A 19,035-nucleotide genomic window follows, 5' to 3' on the forward strand; every position below is an offset into this window, starting at 1 on the left:
GGTAAAACAAATTTTATTTGTTTCTTTGCTGAAACAATTGTATCAAAAAAGAAACAGCGATTTCAATTTGAACAAATGTAATGATTTCGTCAAATCTTTCATGTCGAGAAGTTGAAAAGAATATGTTTAATTAAAAATTGTAATGCGATGGCAAAAAATCCACCAAAAGACAATTCAAGAATAGGTGCTGTAAAAGACAGAACTCAGGTTCAAAACCCAAAAACTGGACTTTGGACAAAAAGAGATTCTGATACAGGTAGATTTATGGATGTAAAAACATCTAGCCCTACACCTTTCAAAGGAATTACTAAAGAAAAGTAAACACAACTTTTATAAATGTGTTAGGTTAAGTTTTTCCACCTTAAGTGAAAAGCATAATTAAATTTAAATGAAATGATTAATACTTTGTCAATTTCAAAAGATAGTGTGAGTTTATGCTATAAAAATAGTTGTTTACACGCAAAAGGTTCAAACGCGAACTTATTAGCTATTGGTGCTTTTGCGATGTTGATACTTATTGGTATAGCTGCATTATCTAAATCAAATTAAAAACGATTTGGGGTGAAACGCCCCTATTTTAAATAAAACATTTAACTAATGGCAGAACTATTAACCACATTCTTAAAACCAATATTTACAAAAGGTTTAACAATAGCTTGGGAAAACAGAAATCATTTAGCAACTTATTTTAAAACAAAAATAGGAAGTTATAAAAATAAAGACATACGTTTTTCAATAAGCTATTTATTTAAAATTCAAATTCCATATTCTAACAAATATTTACTTGTAAAAAATAGAAGAATTGAAAATCAATTACAGCCCGTAGGAGGTGCATACAAAAGATACGGAGATGACTCACTTTTTAACAAGTGGGAGTATAAACCTGATAATAATAAAAATGGATTAAATGTAGATGAAAAAAGCAATTCGGATTTACGATTTATGGTAAGAGGAAAATATGCAATTGAAGTAATGAATTGGTTCGAAAGTATGAAAGAAAGAGAAACTGATCCATACAGAGAATTTAAAGAAGAATTGTTGGATACTAATATTTTAGACAAAAATATTTTTCAAAGTATTCAGCACAAACACATAAAAAGATTTTCTAAAAACTTGGCATGGAGTGATTTTTTCAGCTGCTATGAAATTTTAATTTTTGATGTTTTTGAACTGATACCAAATGATAAACAAAGGCAGTTTTTAATTGAATTAGAAAAAAAAGGCACAAATCTAAATAATGATTATGCAATTGTTGAATGTGATAATATTGAACAATTACGATATATGGAAAATGGTAAACAAGTTGCTCGAATCGGACAACACACAAAATTAATAATAAATAAAACTTTTTAATAATGATTGATATTTTTAAAGACTATGTTCTTCAACGAGAAGAACTTTTGGCAAGAATTGCTCAAGAATTACAACTTGACAAAACAAGGTTGGAACGAATGGAAACCGCATATAATGCAGTTGCAGAAGTTTTAAAAAATGATGATAATTTTTTTAATGATTTAGAAATTGAAGTTTATGCTCAAGGTTCAAAAAGAACAGGCACAACAGTAAAACCAATAAATGGTGATGATTTTGATTTAGATACGGTACTTCATATTTATGATATATATTATAATCATTCTCCTGAAAATATATATAATGCTTTGGTTAATGCGTTGAATAAAGACGAGTATTACAAAACTATAATGGAGAAGAAAAAAAGGTGTGTGAGAATAAATTATAAAAGTGATTTTCACATGGACATATTACCTGCATGTATGCCAAATAGTTTTGATAAAGAAAATATAAGAATTCCAGAAAAGGAATTAAGAAATTGGTCATATGGAAATCCCAAAGGACATGCTAATTGGTTTTTAAACATCGCAAATTCAGTTGAAAAACCTATGCTTCGTGAATTTTCATCTGTTCTCCTTGAAGCTAAAGTTGAAACTGAACCATTACCGGAAGAGTTGTATTTGAAAACACCTTTACAAAGAGGTGTTCAATTATTAAAACGTTGTAGAGATATTTATTTTCAAGATAAAGATAATAGAGTTTCAAGCATAGTAATTACAACTTTAGTTGCCTCGCTCTATCAAGGCGAAAATTCAATATTTGAAACAATAGATAACGTTTCAAGACGAATCAAGGAAAACTATTTAGAAGCAGTAAAAAAGGGATACAAATTTAAAGTCATCAATCCTGTAAATTCTTCAGAGGACTTTACTGATTCATGGACAAATGAACATTATATTAGTTTTTATGACTTTATTTCAGATTTCTATACAAAATGGCAAAATCTTAAAACGTCTTTTGAAACAGGAAAAGAGGATTATATTAAACTATTTGGTGAAGGAATTTACAAAAAATCATTAAATGAACAATTTAAAACATTTTCAAACTCTACAACGGATGGTTTAGCAAAATCAAGTGGATTAATTGTAGGTGGTTCTGCTTTAACTAATTCATCAGGAAATATTAACGAAAATCAAGGAATCAAAAATGAACCTCATCGCAATTTTGGCGGAAAATATTAAATCCAATCAAAAAAATCAATGGTACTCGTTTTTACAGAATGAAAAGTTTTTAGTCGAAAAGCATTTTGATTGGCTTAGTTTAAATATAAATATTGAAAGCAAATCTATAATTGGTAAAGGTACGTTGAATATGGCGGGTAAAAGTTACATTATTTTACTCTCTTATTCACCGTATCATTCATATAGATACGATAGAATTTACATCCAAGATTCTTCGATTGAATATAATAATGATATCCATTTGTATTGGGACAAATCATTATGTTTATATCATCCAAAATTCGACAAACCCCTATTAAATACAATTCCATTATATAAAATGATTCCTTGGATAAGTGAATGGATAGTTTTTTATGAACAATGGAAAAAGTACGGAGTTTGGTTAGGAGATGAAATCAAACACTCTTTATAAGTTGTTAATAGGTTAAAAACCTATTTTTTTTTATATTTACATTTCACTGAAAACCACTTTGATGAAAAATACTTCTAAATCAATTTTTTTTTTAATATCGTCAAAAGACTATAAGAAATGGAGAGTTTCAATAGATTTAATGAAACGCTAATTAAGTATATGAATAAATTAAACAAGTGAATAAATAGATAAAGAATTATTTAAATATGAGTAATCAACATAAATTTTGGCAAAAGAAAAATCCAAACTTAATATTTTATGATTCATTTGTTAAACCAATTTATAAATATGTTTCTTATGAAACTGCAATTAAAATTTTGGAATCAAATACTCTCAATTATTCGTCGCCCCTATCATTTAATGATCCGTTTGACATGACAACATCATTTATCGACTGTAATCTTGATGCTGAGGATATTGCTTTATTATTTAATGATTTAGACATGCCGTTAGAAAACAAGCAACATATGATATTTTTATATCAAAAACAACCAGAGCTACTGTCAAAACTTTTTGAAGAAACATTTAAAGATGAACAAAAGAATTTTGGTATTTCTTGCTTTTCAAAATCATACGAAAATACTTTGATGTGGAGTCACTATAGTGATAAACATAATGGAATTTGCTTAGGCTTTACTTTTAAAGATTATAATAATGAAAACTTTTTTCAAGCCTCTGTTAATTATGTTGATAAACTCGTAAAGAATCACATTATCAAAAACACAAAACAAACTATGTATGATTGGGCTTTTACTAAATCTCATGTTTGGCAATACGAAGAAGAAGTAAGAAGAATACATATTAATGGAAATGGATTGATTCCATTTATTAAAAAAGATTTATATGGGATTTATTATGGATTACGGGTTACTAATGAACGAATTTATTTAATTGAAAAACTACTTGCAAAAAATGAATATGATGTTAAAGAACGAAAAAAAATGGAAATTAATCCTGAAACATTCGATTTGATTGCAATTGACAACAAACTTCCTTAATTAAAATATTTAACTTTTAAACAATAAGCTGACTTTTTAAAAAATGAGGCATAATATTGAGGCGATTTAAAAACGCTATCTCTCCGCTGCTCAATGGAATGTTTTGTTATATTTGTAATAGCTTGGTGTTGGTTTATTGCCACCGAAAGCAAGCCACAGAACTTTCCACGGAGTGAAAGCTTTTTCAGACTTTCTCTTAACTTGCACCTTTCCGCAAGCGGAAAAATGCCAGCGGAAAGCTCCCGCTTATTGGCAATAATACAGCGAGAACCGAGACCATAAATCAACACAATATTACTTTGGATCATTTTTATTTCATTTCGGATTTCGGTAAAGCAACTCTTCCTTCTAAATTGGAATTAGCTGAATTTTCTAAAAATGGTGAAAATATTCTTTTAGTACTCGATAGTTGTGTTTGTATAGATATCGTAAATATATTTTCAGAAAAAGAAAATTCTAAAGTAGACAAAACAAGGATTTATAATTTGATAGAATATGCTCAAAAGCATAACATAAATCAGTTTTCATTGTATTCATTAGTAGAGTCATGCTATGATCGAAAAACAAAAAATATTCTACCAGGAAAATTTTTTGATTTTAAGAATAAAATCGACTTTGCTTTTCAGGTCCCAATTGCAAAGCTTAAAAAGAATAATTACAATTTTGAAAGCTTGAATTTTAAAGCCCCTGAAATTAAAAATCAACTGTTAAATTTACTTATGGACGAAAGAGTTAATATATTTTATGCTGGTCTACTTAAAATATGTGAAATTGCACAAAGAGGATTAAAGACAGATTGTGCAGAAAAAAATATTCTTGAGTTTATAGAATGGATGGAAAATGAGCTAGATGTCATTTTAGGTTATGAATACATGCTTGCTTTGCAAATATTTGGTGGCAATACAAAGTTTCGATCAATGTTAAAAATTGGGTCATCTGCTAAAGAAAAAATATTGAAAGCTGCTTGGGCAACAGCTTGGGATTTATTTCATGCAAAAGTGAGCTGTCATAGAGATCAATTAACTCAAATAGTCAATCAAAAAGTTTATCCAATTTTTGTCACGAAAGACTCAAACTTATTCGAGTTGATTTCACCACAAGTCGATTCTTATTTTAGATATGAACATACAAGGTTAAGTTTGATAGATGGGAATATTCCTCAATGTTATTCGAAAAGTTTTATGGATATTTTAAACAAAAAGTTCATTGAACTAAACTTAAAAAGAATACACAAAAACACTAACCGAACAATTGAATCTGAAAGAATTAAACTTATAATAAAAAGGCTTGAAGATAGTTTGAACTAATGATAATTTCTACTACTGCCAACAGCTGGTAAACACCATTTCTGATTTAGTTAAAAAAGCTAACAGTTTTTTCCATAACTTTGTTTTCGATAGACGAGAGATTCCGTTTTTTTTCCGGAACGTAGCCTACCAGCGAAACTTTGGAGAAAAAGTCTCCGACTTTTTCTCCAACAAGCGGGAACTTTGCACGGAGAGAAAGCTCTTTCAGACCTTCTCTCAACTTGCACCCTTGTGCAATCGGAGGTTTCTTCTTTTCCGAATATTGTTATTTTAAGGTCTACTAACGGTCTAGAATATTAGCATTAGCGGTTTAAAAACCACTATCTTTTCGGTTCTATACTTACCTTTATTAATATTCATTTTGTTTCAATTTAGCACTAAAACCGCTATTGCTTATATACATTGTTACCTGCTGGCTTTCTTCCGTTCTGCTTGGTTTTCAGCGTTGGCAAAGACATACTCTTTTGCAATTTTTAACTTGCGTGTCGGCTGGTGCGAATAGCAAATGTGTATGACTTAGCGTTGACTATTTATACAAAATCCAATGGTTCAAAATCAATATCCGCATTTGAAAAAGAATCGTAAATTTTAAATATTCCTTCTTCTAACCAAACAACTTTAATATTTTCAGCTGTACAAAATTCAATTAAACTTAATTGCGGTTTTTGAGAATAAACTAAAAATTCTTTTATATCCTCGTATTCCATTTGACTGCTTACGATTGAAAACTTATAATATTTAAGCTGTCCAATTCCTTTAATAGTCTGTTTTTCTTGGTCAGACATTGAGTTTAAAATAGTTTTAATTTCAAAAACTAAAGCTGTTTCTTCCATAGTCGACAAACAATCAAACTTACCTTCATAAAGTTCAAATGCTCTTTCCTCACAGAATAGTCCAAGTTGTCTAACTATTTCTTGATGATGTGATAATCTTTGTTGCCTAATCAAAATAGATTGAGTTAGGTCAATTGTTACTGATGAAATAGTATTAAAAATTGGGTCTATTGCAATTGTTTCCGCTGTTACTAGTCTATATTGTGAATATGGAATACCATCTTGATTTGTAGATCCTTGTGGAATTTCTGTCGATATTTCATCTTCTGTTACAATAAGCTGTCCAATCGGAAAAGAGTTGTTACCACGCCTTTCAATATCGCCTAATTGTTCTGCCAATGATGGTAATATTTTGACGGCATTTTTTGCCGTGTGTTCTGTTAAGTTTAAAACTTGTAATATATTATTAAACTCTTCATTAGATAAATCCAGGATTCTTTGATATTCCTCTACAGAATTATTTTCTGCGTCTAAAGCCAACATCAATTTTCGAGTTTCTATGCCAGGATTATCTCTTACCAAACTTAATAAAATAGGGTAAGGGTAACTAATTTCTCCATCTGCTCCTTCAATACCCATTTGTAGAATGGCATTTCTCCAAAGTGGTAAGCGTAAGGCTTCGTCGTTAGTTGAAAGTAGTCTAATTGCTGTAGGGCTTAAGTATGCCGATTTATCAGCCGCAACAGTTAATAAACCAAGTAATTGCAAAAACCTTCTAGTTTCTCTTGCAGCTGTGTAATAACTTCGATTTGAGGGTGTGTTAGCACTTTGTTCAATTAAATAATCTTCAATTGATTGACCTTGAGTTCGAGGAAATATAACTTGATTTACTAAAAGTCTTTCTCCTAAATTTTCATCTCTTAATGGGACTTCTTCTTCAATTAGTTCTTTAACAGTTACTAAAGCTCGGTAGAACTTATCTAATTGCACAAATTGATGTGGAATGTTTTTCATTGAATTAACAGAAATTAAATTTCTGCTAATATACCATTTGTATTAATTTCTATCTCAATTTTATTATTATCATTTAAATCTTCCAAGCGACTATTTGCGATTTTAATGTAATCTCTGTTTTTTTCGAATGCGATAAAATTTCTATTATTTTTTACTGCACTAACGCATTCACTACCAGAACCACCAAATGGAATTAGAACTAAATCATTTTCGTTCGAAAAATGTTTGATTATTCTATCACAAATTGCTAATGGTTTTTGAGTTGGATGGTCAACTTTTTCATTGGCAAATCTTTTACCTGCTAAAACAGGAATATTCCACACATCACCTGAGTGTTTACCATTAGGATTTGGTATCCAAACTTTACCGTTTTTGGTTATTTTATTTTTTAATCTTTCTTTGCTTTTATATGGCTCTCTTATTTGATGATAAGTGTAATCATCAGTTTTTGAAAACCAAAGTATAGGTTCGTAATTTGCCGAAGGTGAATTTTTATAACCTGAAAAACTATTTTCATAATGCCAAATTATTTGCCTTCTATATTTTAAATCTTTTTCATATAGATATACATGTAGATGACATAAATAATGGTGGATGCCATAAATGAAAATTGAACCGGTAGGTTTTAATTTTGTGATTGCAACATCAAGCCATTGTTTCGACCATTTTATCCATCCGTTTACATCGTTCCAATTATCTGATGAATTTCCAAAATCCTTGTTGAGATTGTAAGGTGGGTCAGCTATTATCAAATCAACAGAATCATTTGCTAATTTCTTCATTTGCTTAATGCAGTCTCCGTAATGTATTTTATTTGTCTCAATCATCTTTCTTGATATTTTGAAATATTAAAACGTTTTGATGGTGCATATTTGGAACGAATGAAAAGGGGTAACCGTAAGGATAAATACTTTTGTGTCTTTGATATAATATTTTAATTCCTTTTAGAACAAAATTTCCTTTTTTTTCCAACTCATTCGCTAAATCCGCGTGAAAAGTGTAGTATTTATCTTTTTTCCTAAAATCACTTACAATTACGCACATATACTTTCCAGACTTTAATGGTCTTGAACAGTCGTTGAAAAACTTTGCAAGTGTTGATAGAAATTTGTGATAATCTTCAATATTTGCCAAGTCCTCATTATTCTCACTATACTTATGGTCTAAATCATTATCAATTCTTTCTTTTCCTTTATGGTCAACAGTTTCCAAAATGTTCCAATATGGTGGGCTGGTGGCGATAAAATCTATTTCGTTTTTTTTAAACTTTTTAATTTCTCTCTGACTATTTCCATTTATTAAAGTTTGTTTGTTTTTTAAAGGGTAATCGTCAGGAACTTCCAAGTCAATTCGTTGTAATCCTAAATCGTGATATTTAGGATTTAATTCAATACCGTAACCAAATCTGTTATTGAAAGCACAGGCCTTTACAGTTGAAGCAACTCCAGAAAATGGGTCAAGAACTTTGTCATTTTCTTTAGAAAAAAATTGAATAAGTTTTCCAACATCTTGAAAAGAAAAAGGTGCAGGATGCTGTTTTTCAATTTGTGCATCCTTATTGCCAGCACCTAAACCTTTTTGACTGAATACTGATATAGTTTCTGGTAACCATTCTTTAGCTGTTAAATCATTTAAGCTATTATTCAAAGCAAAAGCTGATTTCTCATTAGGAAAAAGAATTGCGTTAGCTTTTTCAACATCTCCTTTAGAATGAAATAATGCAACTTCATCCCACGCCTCAATAAATCTATTTGGGATTCTCAATTCTATTCTTTTTTCAAAAAACTCGTTGAGTTTGGATTTCGCAAATTTATTAAGTTCAGCATCTTTAACTGGAACAACTTCTTTTCTATCTTTTTTATATAGTTGATATTTCATTTATTATTTCTTCTCGTATTTCATTTGTTTTTCTGCAACTTTTAAGGCGTTCAGTCCTTCCTTTTCGTCTTTAACAATATCATAAACCTTTGAGCCAATCCATAAAGCTTCTAATTCAGAAAATGAGCAATTGAAAGTTTCACTAATTGTCTTTAAGTGTTCTCGTTTTAAAGGTTTCTGGTCACTTTCAACTTTACTTAAAAAACCATCTCCAATTTCAAGTATTGAAGCAAGTTGCCTTTGAAACATTCCATTTGATTCTCTTAATTCCTTGATTTTCTGTCCAAGTGTCATTTTACCAAATTTAGACTTGACTATTAATGGTCAAATGTAATAAATATTATTTGAAATTCAATTCGTGCGGTGGGAAATTTTAGCTCTTTTGGTTTTTTGAGCGATGGTATTCAGAGTTGGTAAGAATCGAAAGAGCTTAAATATGCGGCTGGTTTCAGCTTGCAAGTAACTACCAAATATCCCCAAATATAAAAAACTTTTTTAACACTTCCCAAAACAATACAAGAGTTTTCTTATCCTTTTACTAACAAATAATCCAAAAAGTAAAAAGTGTAAAATCATTATTATCAAATAATCCAAAATTCCACCCACCCCACCAAAACCAAAAAAAAATCATAAGAAAAACCCTTTAAAAATCGGGAATTTTACCTGTAAAATTCGGGAGTAACCACCTTCCCCCCTTTTTTTTTATTTTCCCCCATTCATCGCAAAAAAAAGCCATTCAAAAACAAGTAATCCATTTATTTACAACACCTTACCACTACCCCACCACCACCACAAAAACAACTGATATTCCGAAATCAAGGTGTTTGATTCCGGAATCAAACACACAAGTTTTAGTTTTTATTGGTTTTTTATCCTAGTTTTGATTATGGCGTTACACCCGGTGCCTGGGTACCAAAAAGGAAGTAGCCCGTATCGGAAAGGAGTCTTTAAAAATGTAAAATGGTTTGGCGATGAAATCAAAAAAAAAGAAAAACGATGCCGTGTCCTCAAAGCAATCGAAACTTCTTTCGAAAGCGGTGACGAGCAAAAAAACAGTCCTCAAGAAAAATCTAACCCTATGGTACGATAACGCGGATGCCAAAATGGCTTTGAACATTAGTGACAGCACCTTGTCTCGCTTAAGAAAAGCCGAAAAAATTCCCTTCCTGAAAATAGGCGGTAAATACTACTACCCCCGTGACTACTTTGAAAAAAGTATGCTCCACCAAGTGCAAAACAAACACCTGATTACAAGAGCTTAATCCACCAAACCGACCACCTTCCCTACTATCGCACCGGGAAAAGTCCTTCCTTACGGGAAAGACTACCCCACAACCCTTATTGTGCAGCATCACCTCCTTTTCCACAACCCCACCCATTCACCCCATTTAGTGGGGCAATACCCCCATTTTTTCCGTTGTATAGCCCCTTACCTCTGGGTTTATTCGGGGTTTGTTCGCAAAAACCCCATTTTTGGCAACTTTTCTCGAACAAACCCCGAACAAATCCCGAACAAAACCACCCTTTTTGGCAAAAAAGTCGTCAAATCCGGTCAAATCCGGTCAAAACCCGTCAAAACCCGTCAAACTCAGTCAAATCTCGTCAAAGTCAGTCAAAACCTGTCAAACGCAGTCAAAAGCCGTCAAAGCCCGTCACGACAGGTCGCTTTTGTAAAACCTATGCTTTTGCTGGTTACTTTTGACCCGTTGCATGAGTGTGTACAGCGAAGCAACAAAAGTAAAATGTTCAACCCCTAAATTTACTCAAAATGGGAACTTACAACAAAGGCATATTAGGTGCCTTCTATGGAAAAGTAGGCACCGTGGTCGGTGCTACTTGGCGAGGAAAAGACGTGATGCGTAGTTTGCCTCGCAGATCAAACAGAGCTGCAACGATATTGCAGCGTATGCAACGGGATCGATTTACCCTGGTAGCCAATTTCATGTTGCCGCTTGCAACGATTTACGCAAAGTATTTCGGCACCAAGGGTACGCTAAAGACCCCAAAGAACCAAGCCATGTCCTACCTGATCAAGGAGGCGGTACTGGATGACGGTACGGAGGCCTACTGGGAATTCAACAAGATTCTGGTTACCCGTGGTGATTTATTGGGCCTAAGCACGCTTTCCGGCGTGGCAGGCACCAACCACGACGTCGACGTGACTTGGCAGAACAACAGTGGCCAAGGCAACGCCCTCGACAGCGATTTGGTTTTAGCCGTAGCCTATGAGAAAACGTCCAATCTAACGTGGTATGCCGAGGGCATCGCCACCCGCGACACCGAAGCCGTAACCCTTCCACTACCCGCCTACTGGAGTGGTTTGGAAGTACACGTGTGGATGGCCGTCGTTGCCGACGACGATTCGAAGTACGCCACAAGTCAGTACCTGGGTGCCATCACCCTGACCTAAGCAGCCGCAAAACAGCCGCTTCAACTAGCCCCGAGCTACGTAAACTCCCCTGCCTGCTATGGTGGGGGTTTTTATTTTTGTTATTTGAACCGGTCTATTATCCGGCGGACTACTATCCTGACACAAGCACATCCGCCGAGGCGGAAGGGTACTCCTACGCAGTAGGCAGTTACTTCGCTAGTTTGTCATCCCGCGGGATGTCGAAGACGAAATAGGGACCTCCTACGTAGTAGGCAGTAATCCCATAATCCAAGTCACCTCCCAGTTTGCTCAATATACGAAGTGTGCACGCTGCTCTTCGAATTCCCATAGCCATCGAAACCGACTTCGCAGCAAATAAACAATTCCAATTTTTAGTATAGTAAAATGGTGATGTTATATGTATAGGTTTTAAAAAAGTTGTATATATTTGATGATATCTAGTAATTAGTGGCAAGCTTAACAAAACGACACAGAAATATGAAACAGACATTTTTAATAGCATTAACGACAGTTCTAATTTGGAGCTGTAATTCGGATAAATCGAAAACGACAAATCCGAACAATAATGATAAACTAACAGTTGACACAACTGAATATTCTTTAAAATCAATTGACGACCTTCACGAAAGGTTAACATTGAAAGACTATGATAAGAGTTTAACTGAATTTATTAACTCAAGTCCTAATATGGTTGACTCTACTCGGAAAGTAGTTTACCTTCTTCCTTTTGGAAATATGAAACCTGAAGTTGAAAAGTTAATCCAAGAAGAAGTTGAATATTTAAAAGTGTTTCTTCAGTTAGAAGTTAGAGTTTTAGACAGAATACCTTACGACAGTATTAAAAAAATGACTTCGATTCAAACACGAATGGTTTCAAGTTCTGACTTTGACTATTACTCAAAAATGAAAGGTGGAACACCGACATTGACAGAACAAATTCAAGCGACTTCATTTATTGACGCAGTTTTAAAAAACAACAAGCCAAAGGACGCAATTGCTGTTTTAGGAATTACAGAACACGACATTTACAATCCAAAATACAATTTTCTTTTCGGTATTTCAGAACTTAAAGATGGTGTAGGTTTAGTTTCTACATTTAGACTTATTGACTATGGAAAAGAGACTAAAAACAACATACGAAAAGTAGTTTCTAAACAAATTGTAAATATGTTCTCAATTCCAAATGTGAAAGACTTTAAATGCCTTTTGAATTTCCACAATAGCATAGACGAATTATACAAAGGACAATTTGACTTATCGCCAAGAGCACTAGAAAAATTAAAGTATGCAATCGGTTTTGACTATTCAAAACGCTTTGACGACTTGGCAAAATTTTGGACAAAAGAAAACGACAAAACAGAAGCGAAATATTATGAAGAATGTTCACTAAGGACAAAGAAAGCCAGCCACTAATCGAGTAGACTGCCCTGTCAGAAACTGACAGGGAGAGCCTCTCACACCACCGAGTCCCGATAGCTATCGGGAGGTCACGTACTCGGCGGTTCGCAAAGAGATGGGTTGAGTTGAATGTAGCATTCTGTTAAGGATTCGTACCCTCTCTCCGAAGTGTGCACGTTGCTCTGCGTTTTCCAATAGCCATCAGAATTGACTTCACAGCAAATAAACAATTCCAATTTTTAGTATAGTAAAATGGTTATGTTATTTACAGAGGTTTTAAAAAAGTTGTATATATTTGATGATATCTAGTAGTTGTAATGCATTTGAATGAAAAACTTTGCCAACATATTAATTTCTATTCTAATCCTTACTTCCTGTAGTCAAAAAGAGCAGAAAGAAACAGTACTTTTAGCTGCCAGAGAAGCACCACTGGGTTGGGTTTATTTAAGAGTTTATAAAGACAAAACTTTTGAATTTGAGTCTCGAGGTTTAGAAAGAAGAGGTGATATTTATTCCGGAATTGTGGAATTGAAAAATGACACGCTATACTTTCAATATTCGGATTCAATTCCAAAAGCAGGTAATAAGGCAACATTAACAAAGAGATTTGTTTCATATTTTAATGGAGAATATCCTGAAAGATTAGAAATTAAAAAGAGTGAACTAAAATCTGACTGATATGGAAACCAAATATTGTTGGAGATGTAAAATGGAGGTTCCAATGTTGGACAAAGAAGAATTCGCAATCGCTTCTGAATTATATTCAAAAGGATTTAAGAGAGCGAAAGCCGATAGACAAGATAGATTTATAGAATTGTTGGATTACTATAATAATTTGACTGAATTTGGAGAAACTGAACCAAACGCAATAATGCACCACTCGATTGAACAAATCGGTCCAGATTGCGAAAAATGTGGAAAACCATATAGAACTCGCTTCTTCCGGATTTTCTTCGGAAAAATCTGCTGCTGAATGGCATGTTTTGTTATATTTGTAATAGGCTTGGTGTAGGCTCAACGCCACTGAGAGAAAGCCACAGAACGTTCTACGCATTTTAAAACAAACATTGTAACTAAATGAAAAACATACTTCTGACTTTATTAATTTCTATCCTAATTTCATCTTGCGGAAAAAACCGAAATGAAAAAGTAGTAGCAATTAATGGAACACAAAGTTCAAATGAAAGTTCAGAATTTAAAATAATTAAAGACACTTTTGACTTTTCAATAAACGGAGACTTAAGAAAAGTAACTTATTTTAATGATAAGTATTACTGTATGTTTGAAACAAATCGAGAAAACACATCAAAGTCTTTTAAGAAAATGGTTGTACTTGACAAAAACGGAACTTTTGTTGAGGATGTATTTGTTACTGGAGGAATACAGAATATGATTTACTATAATATCAGAATAGAAAATGATAGTCTATTTCTACAAAGAGCACAATTTGATGAAGAAAATTTTGTTTTGGGTAAATATGTTGCGGATTTTCAACCAACCGAAACAAGAGCGTTTAAAACGTACGAAGATGAACAATTTAATGTCTATGCAACTTGTCGAGGAGAATGGGGAGGAACTGTTTTTTTTCAAGACAAAAAGACAAACGAATTATTTGAAGGTTCTTCCACTTGCCCAATCGTTGTAAACAAAATCGGAAGTGAATATTTTGTTACGAATTATATGGGACATATGATTGGATTTGCAAGTGTCAATAAAATTTCTGATCCAAGAAAGCTTGAAAAATCGAAATGGGATTTTAAACAACGTTTTGGAAGTGAAAACCAAAAAGGAATTGAAAAAGTGCTAGATACAATGGGTTTTTACATTCCGACTTCTTTTGTTTCTAAAAGGAAATTAGTGCATATTTACAATGATGATGACGGAACTTACATTGCCGAAATTGAAAATGGAAAAATGAAACCAATCTATACTTTTGATTTTAAATTTTATCCTCAATTCAATCAACAATTAGAAAACGGAAAACAAGTACTTACTTTTGAGGTTGCAGAAAGCGAAAAGGATGGAGTTTTACTAATTGATGGAAATAAACTAAATTTTAAATTCTTACGCTGAAATAAAAACGGTGTAGAACACCGTGTATAATTAATGGCTAGTTCTCGCCTACTTACGAAAATCCTCGCGGATTTTCTATTGGGTTTTTATTTGCTAAATTAGGTGCTTAAACACGCCACTAATCATACACGAACACGTTGTGCAACATATGAAAAAACCTATGAAATACTTACTAATAATTGGATTTCTAATTTTTAATTTAGGAACAAATCTTATTGCTCAATCGACTTCTGACGGTCTAAAACCAAAAATGAAAATGGTTAAAGAAGTCATTTATAAACCAGAAAATGGAGAACTAAAAAGTCGAGAAAATCTTTTTAAATCCGACCTTAATTCATACACAGTTTACGATAAAAATGAAAAGCCAATAGAATTCGGTCAATACGAAACAGATGGTTCGCTTTACGAGAAAACAATTTATGAAAGAAATGAAGAAGGAGAAGCTCAAAAAGCTTTGAAAAAAAACTCATCGGACGAAACAAAAAGTTATTGGACTTATGTTTATGATTCTAATAACAATATGATTGAAGTCAATACATACGATTCGGAAAACAATCTAACAAATATCCAATCTAATAAATATGACGAAAACGGAAACAATATTGAGATGCTAACAAAGTCACCAGAAAGTGAAAATGGTTGGAGGAATGTTTACAAGTATGATCTTGACAACAAAATAATTGAACAATTTAAATATAAACCAGACGGAAGTTTAAAAGACAGAAGAACTTATTCTTATGATAAGGATGGAAATGAAAACACACAATTTATGTTCAAGCCTGATGGTAGTTTTACGAAGTTTGTATCTGAATATGACGAAATGAATAACTTGTTGATACAAAATTGGTTTAACGAACAAGACGACCAAACTCATCAAACATCTTTCGAATATGTTTACGATGAGAATGGAAATTGGATTACAAAAAAGAGAAGTTCAAATGGGGAATTGGGTATGGTTTGGGAAAGACAAATAGAATACTACGAATAAAGATACGTTTCACAACATCGGCTATAGTTCACTGCTACGTAATTTTTCCTTTGGAAAAACTACGCATCCGTGAATGGTTGGTGTTTATTTATTAACTTTATTGTTTAACCCAACGCAGCGAGCTATAACCGAGGAACTTTGTATGCAATTATACCTCGAAACTACGAAAACACTACGAAAATGATTCAAAAATTAATTGACAGAACTAACACTACAGAATTCTATCAAGATTCTGATTTAAAACTTGAATCTTACAATAAGAAATAATCTCAAACTAAATCCAATTTGAATTAAATATCAATTAATATGAAAGTTTTAAAAATATTTGGAATTGCAATTGGCTTGGCGATTTTAATTTTTTTTAGCATCAAAAAAATCAATCCGCTCTTGAAATTAGACGGATACACTGGACTTTTTTTACGAGTTTTGCTTACAACCGACGATTCTGAATATTCTAAAAATTATTCTCACCATAAATTTTTGCAAATTGAAAATGGAATGAGTGTCTCACAAGTTTACGAAATTCTTGGTAAACCAATTAGAGCAGATGTGAATGGAAATGAGTATTACTGTTTGTGGTATTCTTGGTCTCCACATTCAACACATTACAGACGAAGAAATATAATTTTTGAAAATAATAGAGTTTCTTTAATTCAATCAGAATTTTATGTTGATTAATTACAACTTCTGCTAATGAGGTATTGCCAAAAGCGAGGGTGAAATAATTCTAATAAACTTTTTGCTATATTTGAGTAGTGGTATTTCTAGTGAAGAACGGTGCTAAAATCCCCGCCTTCGGCAATACCCAATACATAGGCTTTCGTTAGCACAACCCACTCAAAACAGTAAAACATGAATAAAATAAAACTGACTTTAATTTTTTTGACAATATGCAGTTTAGAATGCTTTAGCCAAGATGCTGGAAACAATGGAATAAGAAACACTGCAATCAGTAGTGGAATTGGATTAGGAAGTGTTTTAGCTGTGGTAGTTTCTTGGGAAAGAAACAAATCGGTTTTATTGGCATTTTTGCACGGGATTTTTAGTTGGTTATATGTTATATATTTTGTGCTAACAAGAAAACCGGAAGAAAGATAATTAAAAATAAGACGGATCTTAAACGAGTTCATCTACACTAAACTTTGCGTGGAATTTAGCAAGTTGCGAAATTGCTCAATTAATCGCAATTGAAAAATAGTGCGGAATAAAACGCTGACCGAAGATACTCAAATGCGGAAAAGCCCAAAGCGTAAATTTGATGAATAATTTGACCCTCGCTCTCCAAAATGTGCTCGTTGCTCTGATTTAATTTGTAAATTATTCTTTTGAACACTCCTTAGTGAATCGGTCAAAAATCACATCAGATTCACTGACAGTATTGGTATAAAAATACGCACCATCACTATCTTCAGCAATTTCACTAGCGTCTGAAGTTTCCACTAGCTCTTTTTTAACTATTTTAGAAGTAGTGACAACTACTTTATATTTATATATCTTACCATTAAAATGATCTAATAAAAAATAGCCAAAATCGGTATAACTATAACTATAAACACGATGATTTAGTCCGTAAAAAAACTCTTTTATAAGAATCGTATCCTTAAAAACTTCAACTTTTTTTAAACCATTTTCATCGCAGTATATTTTATAAAAAATGGGAGTGTCTTCAACTATGTGTATGATTTTTTTACTATCAGCTGTAGTGAAGATAATTTCCTTTTCTAAAAATCCATTTTTTATAATCTCTAATTTATTTTTCGATTTAATCACTTTATTATCAATCAATATGTAATTATCAGGATTAAATGTATCTTCTTTAGAATTTAGTTTTTCATAATAGTAATATTTTTGTTCATCAACATTCAAAACTTTTTTCACATCAAAAGATGAAAGTGTATCATTTTGTGAAAATGAGACCAATACACTTAAAAGCATAAAAAAACAATATAATTTCATAGTATAAAAAATTTGAAGTTTACCTATGTTAAAGTTAATAGACCCTGAATTATTTTGCCAATAGGCATTCTGTAAATTGGGAAAGCAAAAATGAAAATCAATAAATGTGCCATCTATTCCCCCTGCTTACCACGCTCTGTCATCCCGACGAAGGAGGGATCCCATAATCCAAGTCACACCCAGTTTACCCCCAAAGTTTGTCATCCCGCGGGATGTAGAAGACAAAATTTTATCCCGCTTGGGCGGAAAGGACCTCCTACGCAGTAGGCAGCAACCCCCTTACCCGCCCCCGACCTATCCGCCGAAACGAAAGCACACATGCAGCAGCAAACTGGCCAAGCAACCCCATAATTCCAATAATTAAAAGACTTTTAACCTCCAAAAAAACAGAACTAAAAGCTAGATTTCTTTTTAAAAGGATAAAAAACTTGGTTATATTTGGAACTATTTAATAGTTAACCCAATAAAATAATACCCTAAAACAAGACAACAAAATATGAATAAAAACCTAAAAAAGATAGTAATCATTGTCGGCGTATGTTTTGTAACCTACCAATTTTTGGGATTTTTCGGGATTTTTAAAATTTATAATAATCCTACCGTTGCAAACGAGCCCAATTTGAAACAAGGAACAAAATTTATGGCTACAAATACTAGGGAACCGGAAATTGGTGATTTCGTTTGTTATAAATATGGTGATTCTTTATTCGGAAGTAATCTAAGAGTGCATAGACTATGTGCTATCGAAAATGATCTGGTAGAAATCAAAAATGGTGTGCTTTACGTGAACGGTACGAACAAGGATAAAGATTTTAAATTATTGCATTTTTATGCGGTTAACAATGTCCAGTATGAAAAGCTTAAACTTAGTAACGAGTATGAGGATAACAAATTATTGGTTTTTGGTTATGAAAACGAGCGTTTTATAGCATTGGAAGAATCATTTGCTTTAAAAATGGGTTTAAAAAGAAGTATTGAACCTGAAAATAAAACGGACAATTCCATCGAAAGACGGTATGGTAAAAAATGGAATAAAGACAATTTTGGTCCCTTGAAAATACCAATAGGAAAAATTTTCGTCTTAGGCGATAATCGAGATAATAGTGAAGATTCAAGATATATTGGTGTAATAGACGTTAGTGACATCAAAGGTGTGGTTTTAAATAAATAGCTTGCTATAAAACCATATAGTGTTCATTGTAAGTCCCCCCACTATCCGAAGTGCTCATTTTACTTGTATTCTATACTAGCATTAGCATATATAAAGGTAGTAATTACGTTCCTTGTTTAGCAAATGAAATCGATAAGAAAAGCT

Annotated in this window: 22 protein-coding genes; 16 read left to right on the forward strand and 6 right to left on the reverse strand. The window is 32.5% G+C overall.

The window, feature by feature from the left end:
- The first annotated feature begins 147 nt into the window (after positions 1-147).
- The 5 genes from IEV15_RS10615 to IEV15_RS10635 all read left to right on the forward strand — a co-directional run bounded on the left by IEV15_RS10615 (position 148) and on the right by IEV15_RS10635 (position 3,941).
- Positions 148-321 (forward strand): hypothetical protein, encoded by a 174-nt coding sequence (locus IEV15_RS10615; protein ID WP_188362507.1) that lies wholly within the window; start codon positions 148-150, stop codon positions 319-321.
- Positions 322-597: 276 nt separating this feature from the next.
- Positions 598-1,353, forward strand: coding sequence for an SMODS-associated NUDIX domain-containing protein (locus IEV15_RS10620; RefSeq protein WP_188362508.1), 756 nt, complete (start codon positions 598-600; stop codon positions 1,351-1,353).
- 2 nt (positions 1,354-1,355) lie between these two features.
- A complete protein-coding gene (locus IEV15_RS10625) occupies positions 1,356-2,531 on the forward strand; it encodes a nucleotidyltransferase domain-containing protein (protein WP_188362509.1) in 1,176 nt (391 codons plus the stop codon).
- Positions 2,497-2,943 (forward strand): type II CBASS E2 protein, encoded by a 447-nt coding sequence (locus IEV15_RS10630; protein WP_188362510.1) that lies wholly within the window; start codon positions 2,497-2,499, stop codon positions 2,941-2,943. The genes IEV15_RS10625 and IEV15_RS10630 overlap by 35 nt, the downstream gene beginning before the upstream one ends.
- Before the next feature lie 206 nt (positions 2,944-3,149).
- Positions 3,150-3,941 carry a DUF2971 domain-containing protein gene (locus IEV15_RS10635; RefSeq protein ID WP_188362511.1) on the forward strand — a complete coding sequence of 264 codons (792 nt, stop codon included), beginning with the start codon at positions 3,150-3,152 and terminating at the stop codon, positions 3,939-3,941.
- On the opposite strand, the gene IEV15_RS10640 is transcribed toward IEV15_RS10635, so the two are convergent.
- Positions 3,938-4,249, reverse strand: coding sequence for a hypothetical protein (locus IEV15_RS10640; protein ID WP_188362512.1), 312 nt, complete (start codon positions 4,247-4,249; stop codon positions 3,938-3,940). The two genes, IEV15_RS10635 and IEV15_RS10640, sit on opposite strands and share 4 nt — an antisense overlap.
- Positions 4,250-4,294: 45 nt before the next feature.
- Here IEV15_RS10640 and IEV15_RS10645 point away from each other — a divergent pair, with 45 nt between their 5' ends.
- Positions 4,295-5,248, forward strand: a complete 954-nt coding sequence (locus IEV15_RS10645) for a hypothetical protein (RefSeq protein ID WP_229734142.1) — start codon at positions 4,295-4,297, stop codon at positions 5,246-5,248.
- A gap of 530 nt (positions 5,249-5,778) precedes the next feature.
- Here IEV15_RS10645 and IEV15_RS10650 read toward each other — a convergent pair.
- Genes IEV15_RS10650 through IEV15_RS10665 form a run of 4 tightly spaced genes read right to left on the reverse strand, consistent with a single transcriptional unit; the run spans position 5,779 to position 9,207 of the window.
- On the reverse strand, positions 5,779-7,035 hold the full coding sequence (locus tag IEV15_RS10650; protein ID WP_188362514.1) for a hypothetical protein: 1,257 nt from the start codon (positions 7,033-7,035) through the stop codon (positions 5,779-5,781).
- A 14-nt stretch (positions 7,036-7,049) separates the two neighbouring features.
- A complete protein-coding gene (locus IEV15_RS10655) occupies positions 7,050-7,817 on the reverse strand; it encodes a DNA-methyltransferase (RefSeq protein ID WP_229734143.1) in 768 nt (255 codons plus the stop codon).
- 37 nt (positions 7,818-7,854) lie between these two features.
- Positions 7,855-8,913, reverse strand: coding sequence for a DNA methyltransferase (locus IEV15_RS10660; RefSeq protein ID WP_188362516.1), 1,059 nt, complete (start codon positions 8,911-8,913; stop codon positions 7,855-7,857).
- A 3-nt stretch (positions 8,914-8,916) separates the two neighbouring features.
- The gene (locus IEV15_RS10665; RefSeq protein ID WP_188362517.1) at positions 8,917-9,207 is read right to left on the reverse strand and encodes a helix-turn-helix domain-containing protein; all 291 of its coding nucleotides are present in this window, start codon (positions 9,205-9,207) and stop codon (positions 8,917-8,919) included.
- 677 nt (positions 9,208-9,884) lie between these two features.
- On the opposite strand from IEV15_RS10665, the gene IEV15_RS10670 reads away from it, so the two are divergent.
- From IEV15_RS10670 to IEV15_RS10710, 9 genes are all read left to right on the forward strand, one after another.
- The gene (locus tag IEV15_RS10670; RefSeq protein ID WP_188362518.1) at positions 9,885-10,175 is read left to right on the forward strand and encodes a helix-turn-helix domain-containing protein; all 291 of its coding nucleotides are present in this window, start codon (positions 9,885-9,887) and stop codon (positions 10,173-10,175) included.
- Between the two features lie 506 nt (positions 10,176-10,681).
- Positions 10,682-11,323, forward strand: coding sequence for a DUF6266 family protein (locus IEV15_RS10675; protein WP_188362519.1), 642 nt, complete (start codon positions 10,682-10,684; stop codon positions 11,321-11,323).
- Positions 11,324-11,782: 459 nt separating this feature from the next.
- Complete coding sequence (locus IEV15_RS10680; protein ID WP_188362520.1) at positions 11,783-12,718, forward strand: archaemetzincin; 936 nt, start codon at positions 11,783-11,785, stop codon at positions 12,716-12,718.
- 312 nt (positions 12,719-13,030) lie between these two features.
- Positions 13,031-13,381 (forward strand): hypothetical protein, encoded by a 351-nt coding sequence (locus IEV15_RS10685; protein ID WP_188362521.1) that lies wholly within the window; start codon positions 13,031-13,033, stop codon positions 13,379-13,381.
- Between the two features lies 1 nt (position 13,382).
- A complete protein-coding gene (locus IEV15_RS10690) occupies positions 13,383-13,676 on the forward strand; it encodes a hypothetical protein (protein ID WP_188362522.1) in 294 nt (97 codons plus the stop codon).
- A gap of 104 nt (positions 13,677-13,780) precedes the next feature.
- Positions 13,781-14,776: a hypothetical protein gene (locus tag IEV15_RS10695; protein ID WP_188362523.1), complete on the forward strand. Its 996-nt coding sequence runs from the start codon at positions 13,781-13,783 to the stop codon at positions 14,774-14,776.
- Positions 14,777-14,936: 160 nt separating this feature from the next.
- Entirely contained in the window at positions 14,937-15,764 is an 828-nt protein-coding gene (locus IEV15_RS10700; protein ID WP_188362524.1) for a hypothetical protein, read from the forward strand.
- Positions 15,765-16,070: 306 nt separating this feature from the next.
- Positions 16,071-16,442: an outer membrane protein assembly factor BamE domain-containing protein gene (gene bamE / locus IEV15_RS10705; RefSeq protein WP_188362525.1), complete on the forward strand. Its 372-nt coding sequence runs from the start codon at positions 16,071-16,073 to the stop codon at positions 16,440-16,442.
- A gap of 174 nt (positions 16,443-16,616) precedes the next feature.
- Positions 16,617-16,862, forward strand: coding sequence for a hypothetical protein (locus tag IEV15_RS10710; RefSeq protein ID WP_188362526.1), 246 nt, complete (start codon positions 16,617-16,619; stop codon positions 16,860-16,862).
- Positions 16,863-17,081: 219 nt separating this feature from the next.
- Here IEV15_RS10710 and IEV15_RS10715 read toward each other — a convergent pair whose 3' ends face one another.
- Entirely contained in the window at positions 17,082-17,720 is a 639-nt protein-coding gene (locus IEV15_RS10715; protein ID WP_188362527.1) for a hypothetical protein, read from the reverse strand.
- A gap of 496 nt (positions 17,721-18,216) precedes the next feature.
- On the opposite strand from IEV15_RS10715, the gene lepB reads away from it, so the two are divergent.
- Entirely contained in the window at positions 18,217-18,891 is a 675-nt protein-coding gene (gene lepB, locus IEV15_RS10720; RefSeq protein ID WP_188362528.1) for a signal peptidase I, read from the forward strand.
- The last annotated feature ends 144 nt before the right edge of the window (positions 18,892-19,035 follow it).

The organism is Flavobacterium orientale (assembly GCF_014638005.1).
Lineage (GTDB): Bacteria > Bacteroidota > Bacteroidia > Flavobacteriales > Flavobacteriaceae > Flavobacterium > Flavobacterium orientale.

Coding starts and splice junctions, on each gene's coding strand:
- IEV15_RS10625 (WP_188362509.1), top strand. CDS start 1,356: ATGATTGATATTTTTAAAGACTATGTTCTTCAACGAGAAGAACTTTTG.
- IEV15_RS10675 (WP_188362519.1), top strand. CDS start 10,682: ATGGGAACTTACAACAAAGGCATATTAGGTGCCTTCTATGGAAAAGTA.
- IEV15_RS10670 (WP_188362518.1), top strand. CDS start 9,885: ATGAAATCAAAAAAAAAGAAAAACGATGCCGTGTCCTCAAAGCAATCG.
- IEV15_RS10620 (WP_188362508.1), top strand. CDS start 598: ATGGCAGAACTATTAACCACATTCTTAAAACCAATATTTACAAAAGGT.
- IEV15_RS10685 (WP_188362521.1), top strand. CDS start 13,031: ATGAAAAACTTTGCCAACATATTAATTTCTATTCTAATCCTTACTTCC.
- IEV15_RS10680 (WP_188362520.1), top strand. CDS start 11,783: ATGAAACAGACATTTTTAATAGCATTAACGACAGTTCTAATTTGGAGC.
- IEV15_RS10650 (WP_188362514.1), bottom strand. CDS start 7,035: ATGAAAAACATTCCACATCAATTTGTGCAATTAGATAAGTTCTACCGA.
- IEV15_RS10615 (WP_188362507.1), top strand. CDS start 148: ATGGCAAAAAATCCACCAAAAGACAATTCAAGAATAGGTGCTGTAAAA.
- IEV15_RS10695 (WP_188362523.1), top strand. CDS start 13,781: ATGAAAAACATACTTCTGACTTTATTAATTTCTATCCTAATTTCATCT.
- IEV15_RS10665 (WP_188362517.1), bottom strand. CDS start 9,207: ATGACACTTGGACAGAAAATCAAGGAATTAAGAGAATCAAATGGAATG.
- IEV15_RS10630 (WP_188362510.1), top strand. CDS start 2,497: ATGAACCTCATCGCAATTTTGGCGGAAAATATTAAATCCAATCAAAAA.
- lepB (WP_188362528.1), top strand. CDS start 18,217: ATGAATAAAAACCTAAAAAAGATAGTAATCATTGTCGGCGTATGTTTT.
- IEV15_RS10710 (WP_188362526.1), top strand. CDS start 16,617: ATGAATAAAATAAAACTGACTTTAATTTTTTTGACAATATGCAGTTTA.
- bamE (WP_188362525.1), top strand. CDS start 16,071: ATGAAAGTTTTAAAAATATTTGGAATTGCAATTGGCTTGGCGATTTTA.
- IEV15_RS10640 (WP_188362512.1), bottom strand. CDS start 4,249: ATGATCCAAAGTAATATTGTGTTGATTTATGGTCTCGGTTCTCGCTGT.
- IEV15_RS10655 (WP_229734143.1), bottom strand. CDS start 7,817: ATGAAGAAATTAGCAAATGATTCTGTTGATTTGATAATAGCTGACCCA.
- IEV15_RS10700 (WP_188362524.1), top strand. CDS start 14,937: ATGAAATACTTACTAATAATTGGATTTCTAATTTTTAATTTAGGAACA.
- IEV15_RS10690 (WP_188362522.1), top strand. CDS start 13,383: ATGGAAACCAAATATTGTTGGAGATGTAAAATGGAGGTTCCAATGTTG.
- IEV15_RS10660 (WP_188362516.1), bottom strand. CDS start 8,913: ATGAAATATCAACTATATAAAAAAGATAGAAAAGAAGTTGTTCCAGTT.
- IEV15_RS10635 (WP_188362511.1), top strand. CDS start 3,150: ATGAGTAATCAACATAAATTTTGGCAAAAGAAAAATCCAAACTTAATA.
- IEV15_RS10715 (WP_188362527.1), bottom strand. CDS start 17,720: ATGAAATTATATTGTTTTTTTATGCTTTTAAGTGTATTGGTCTCATTT.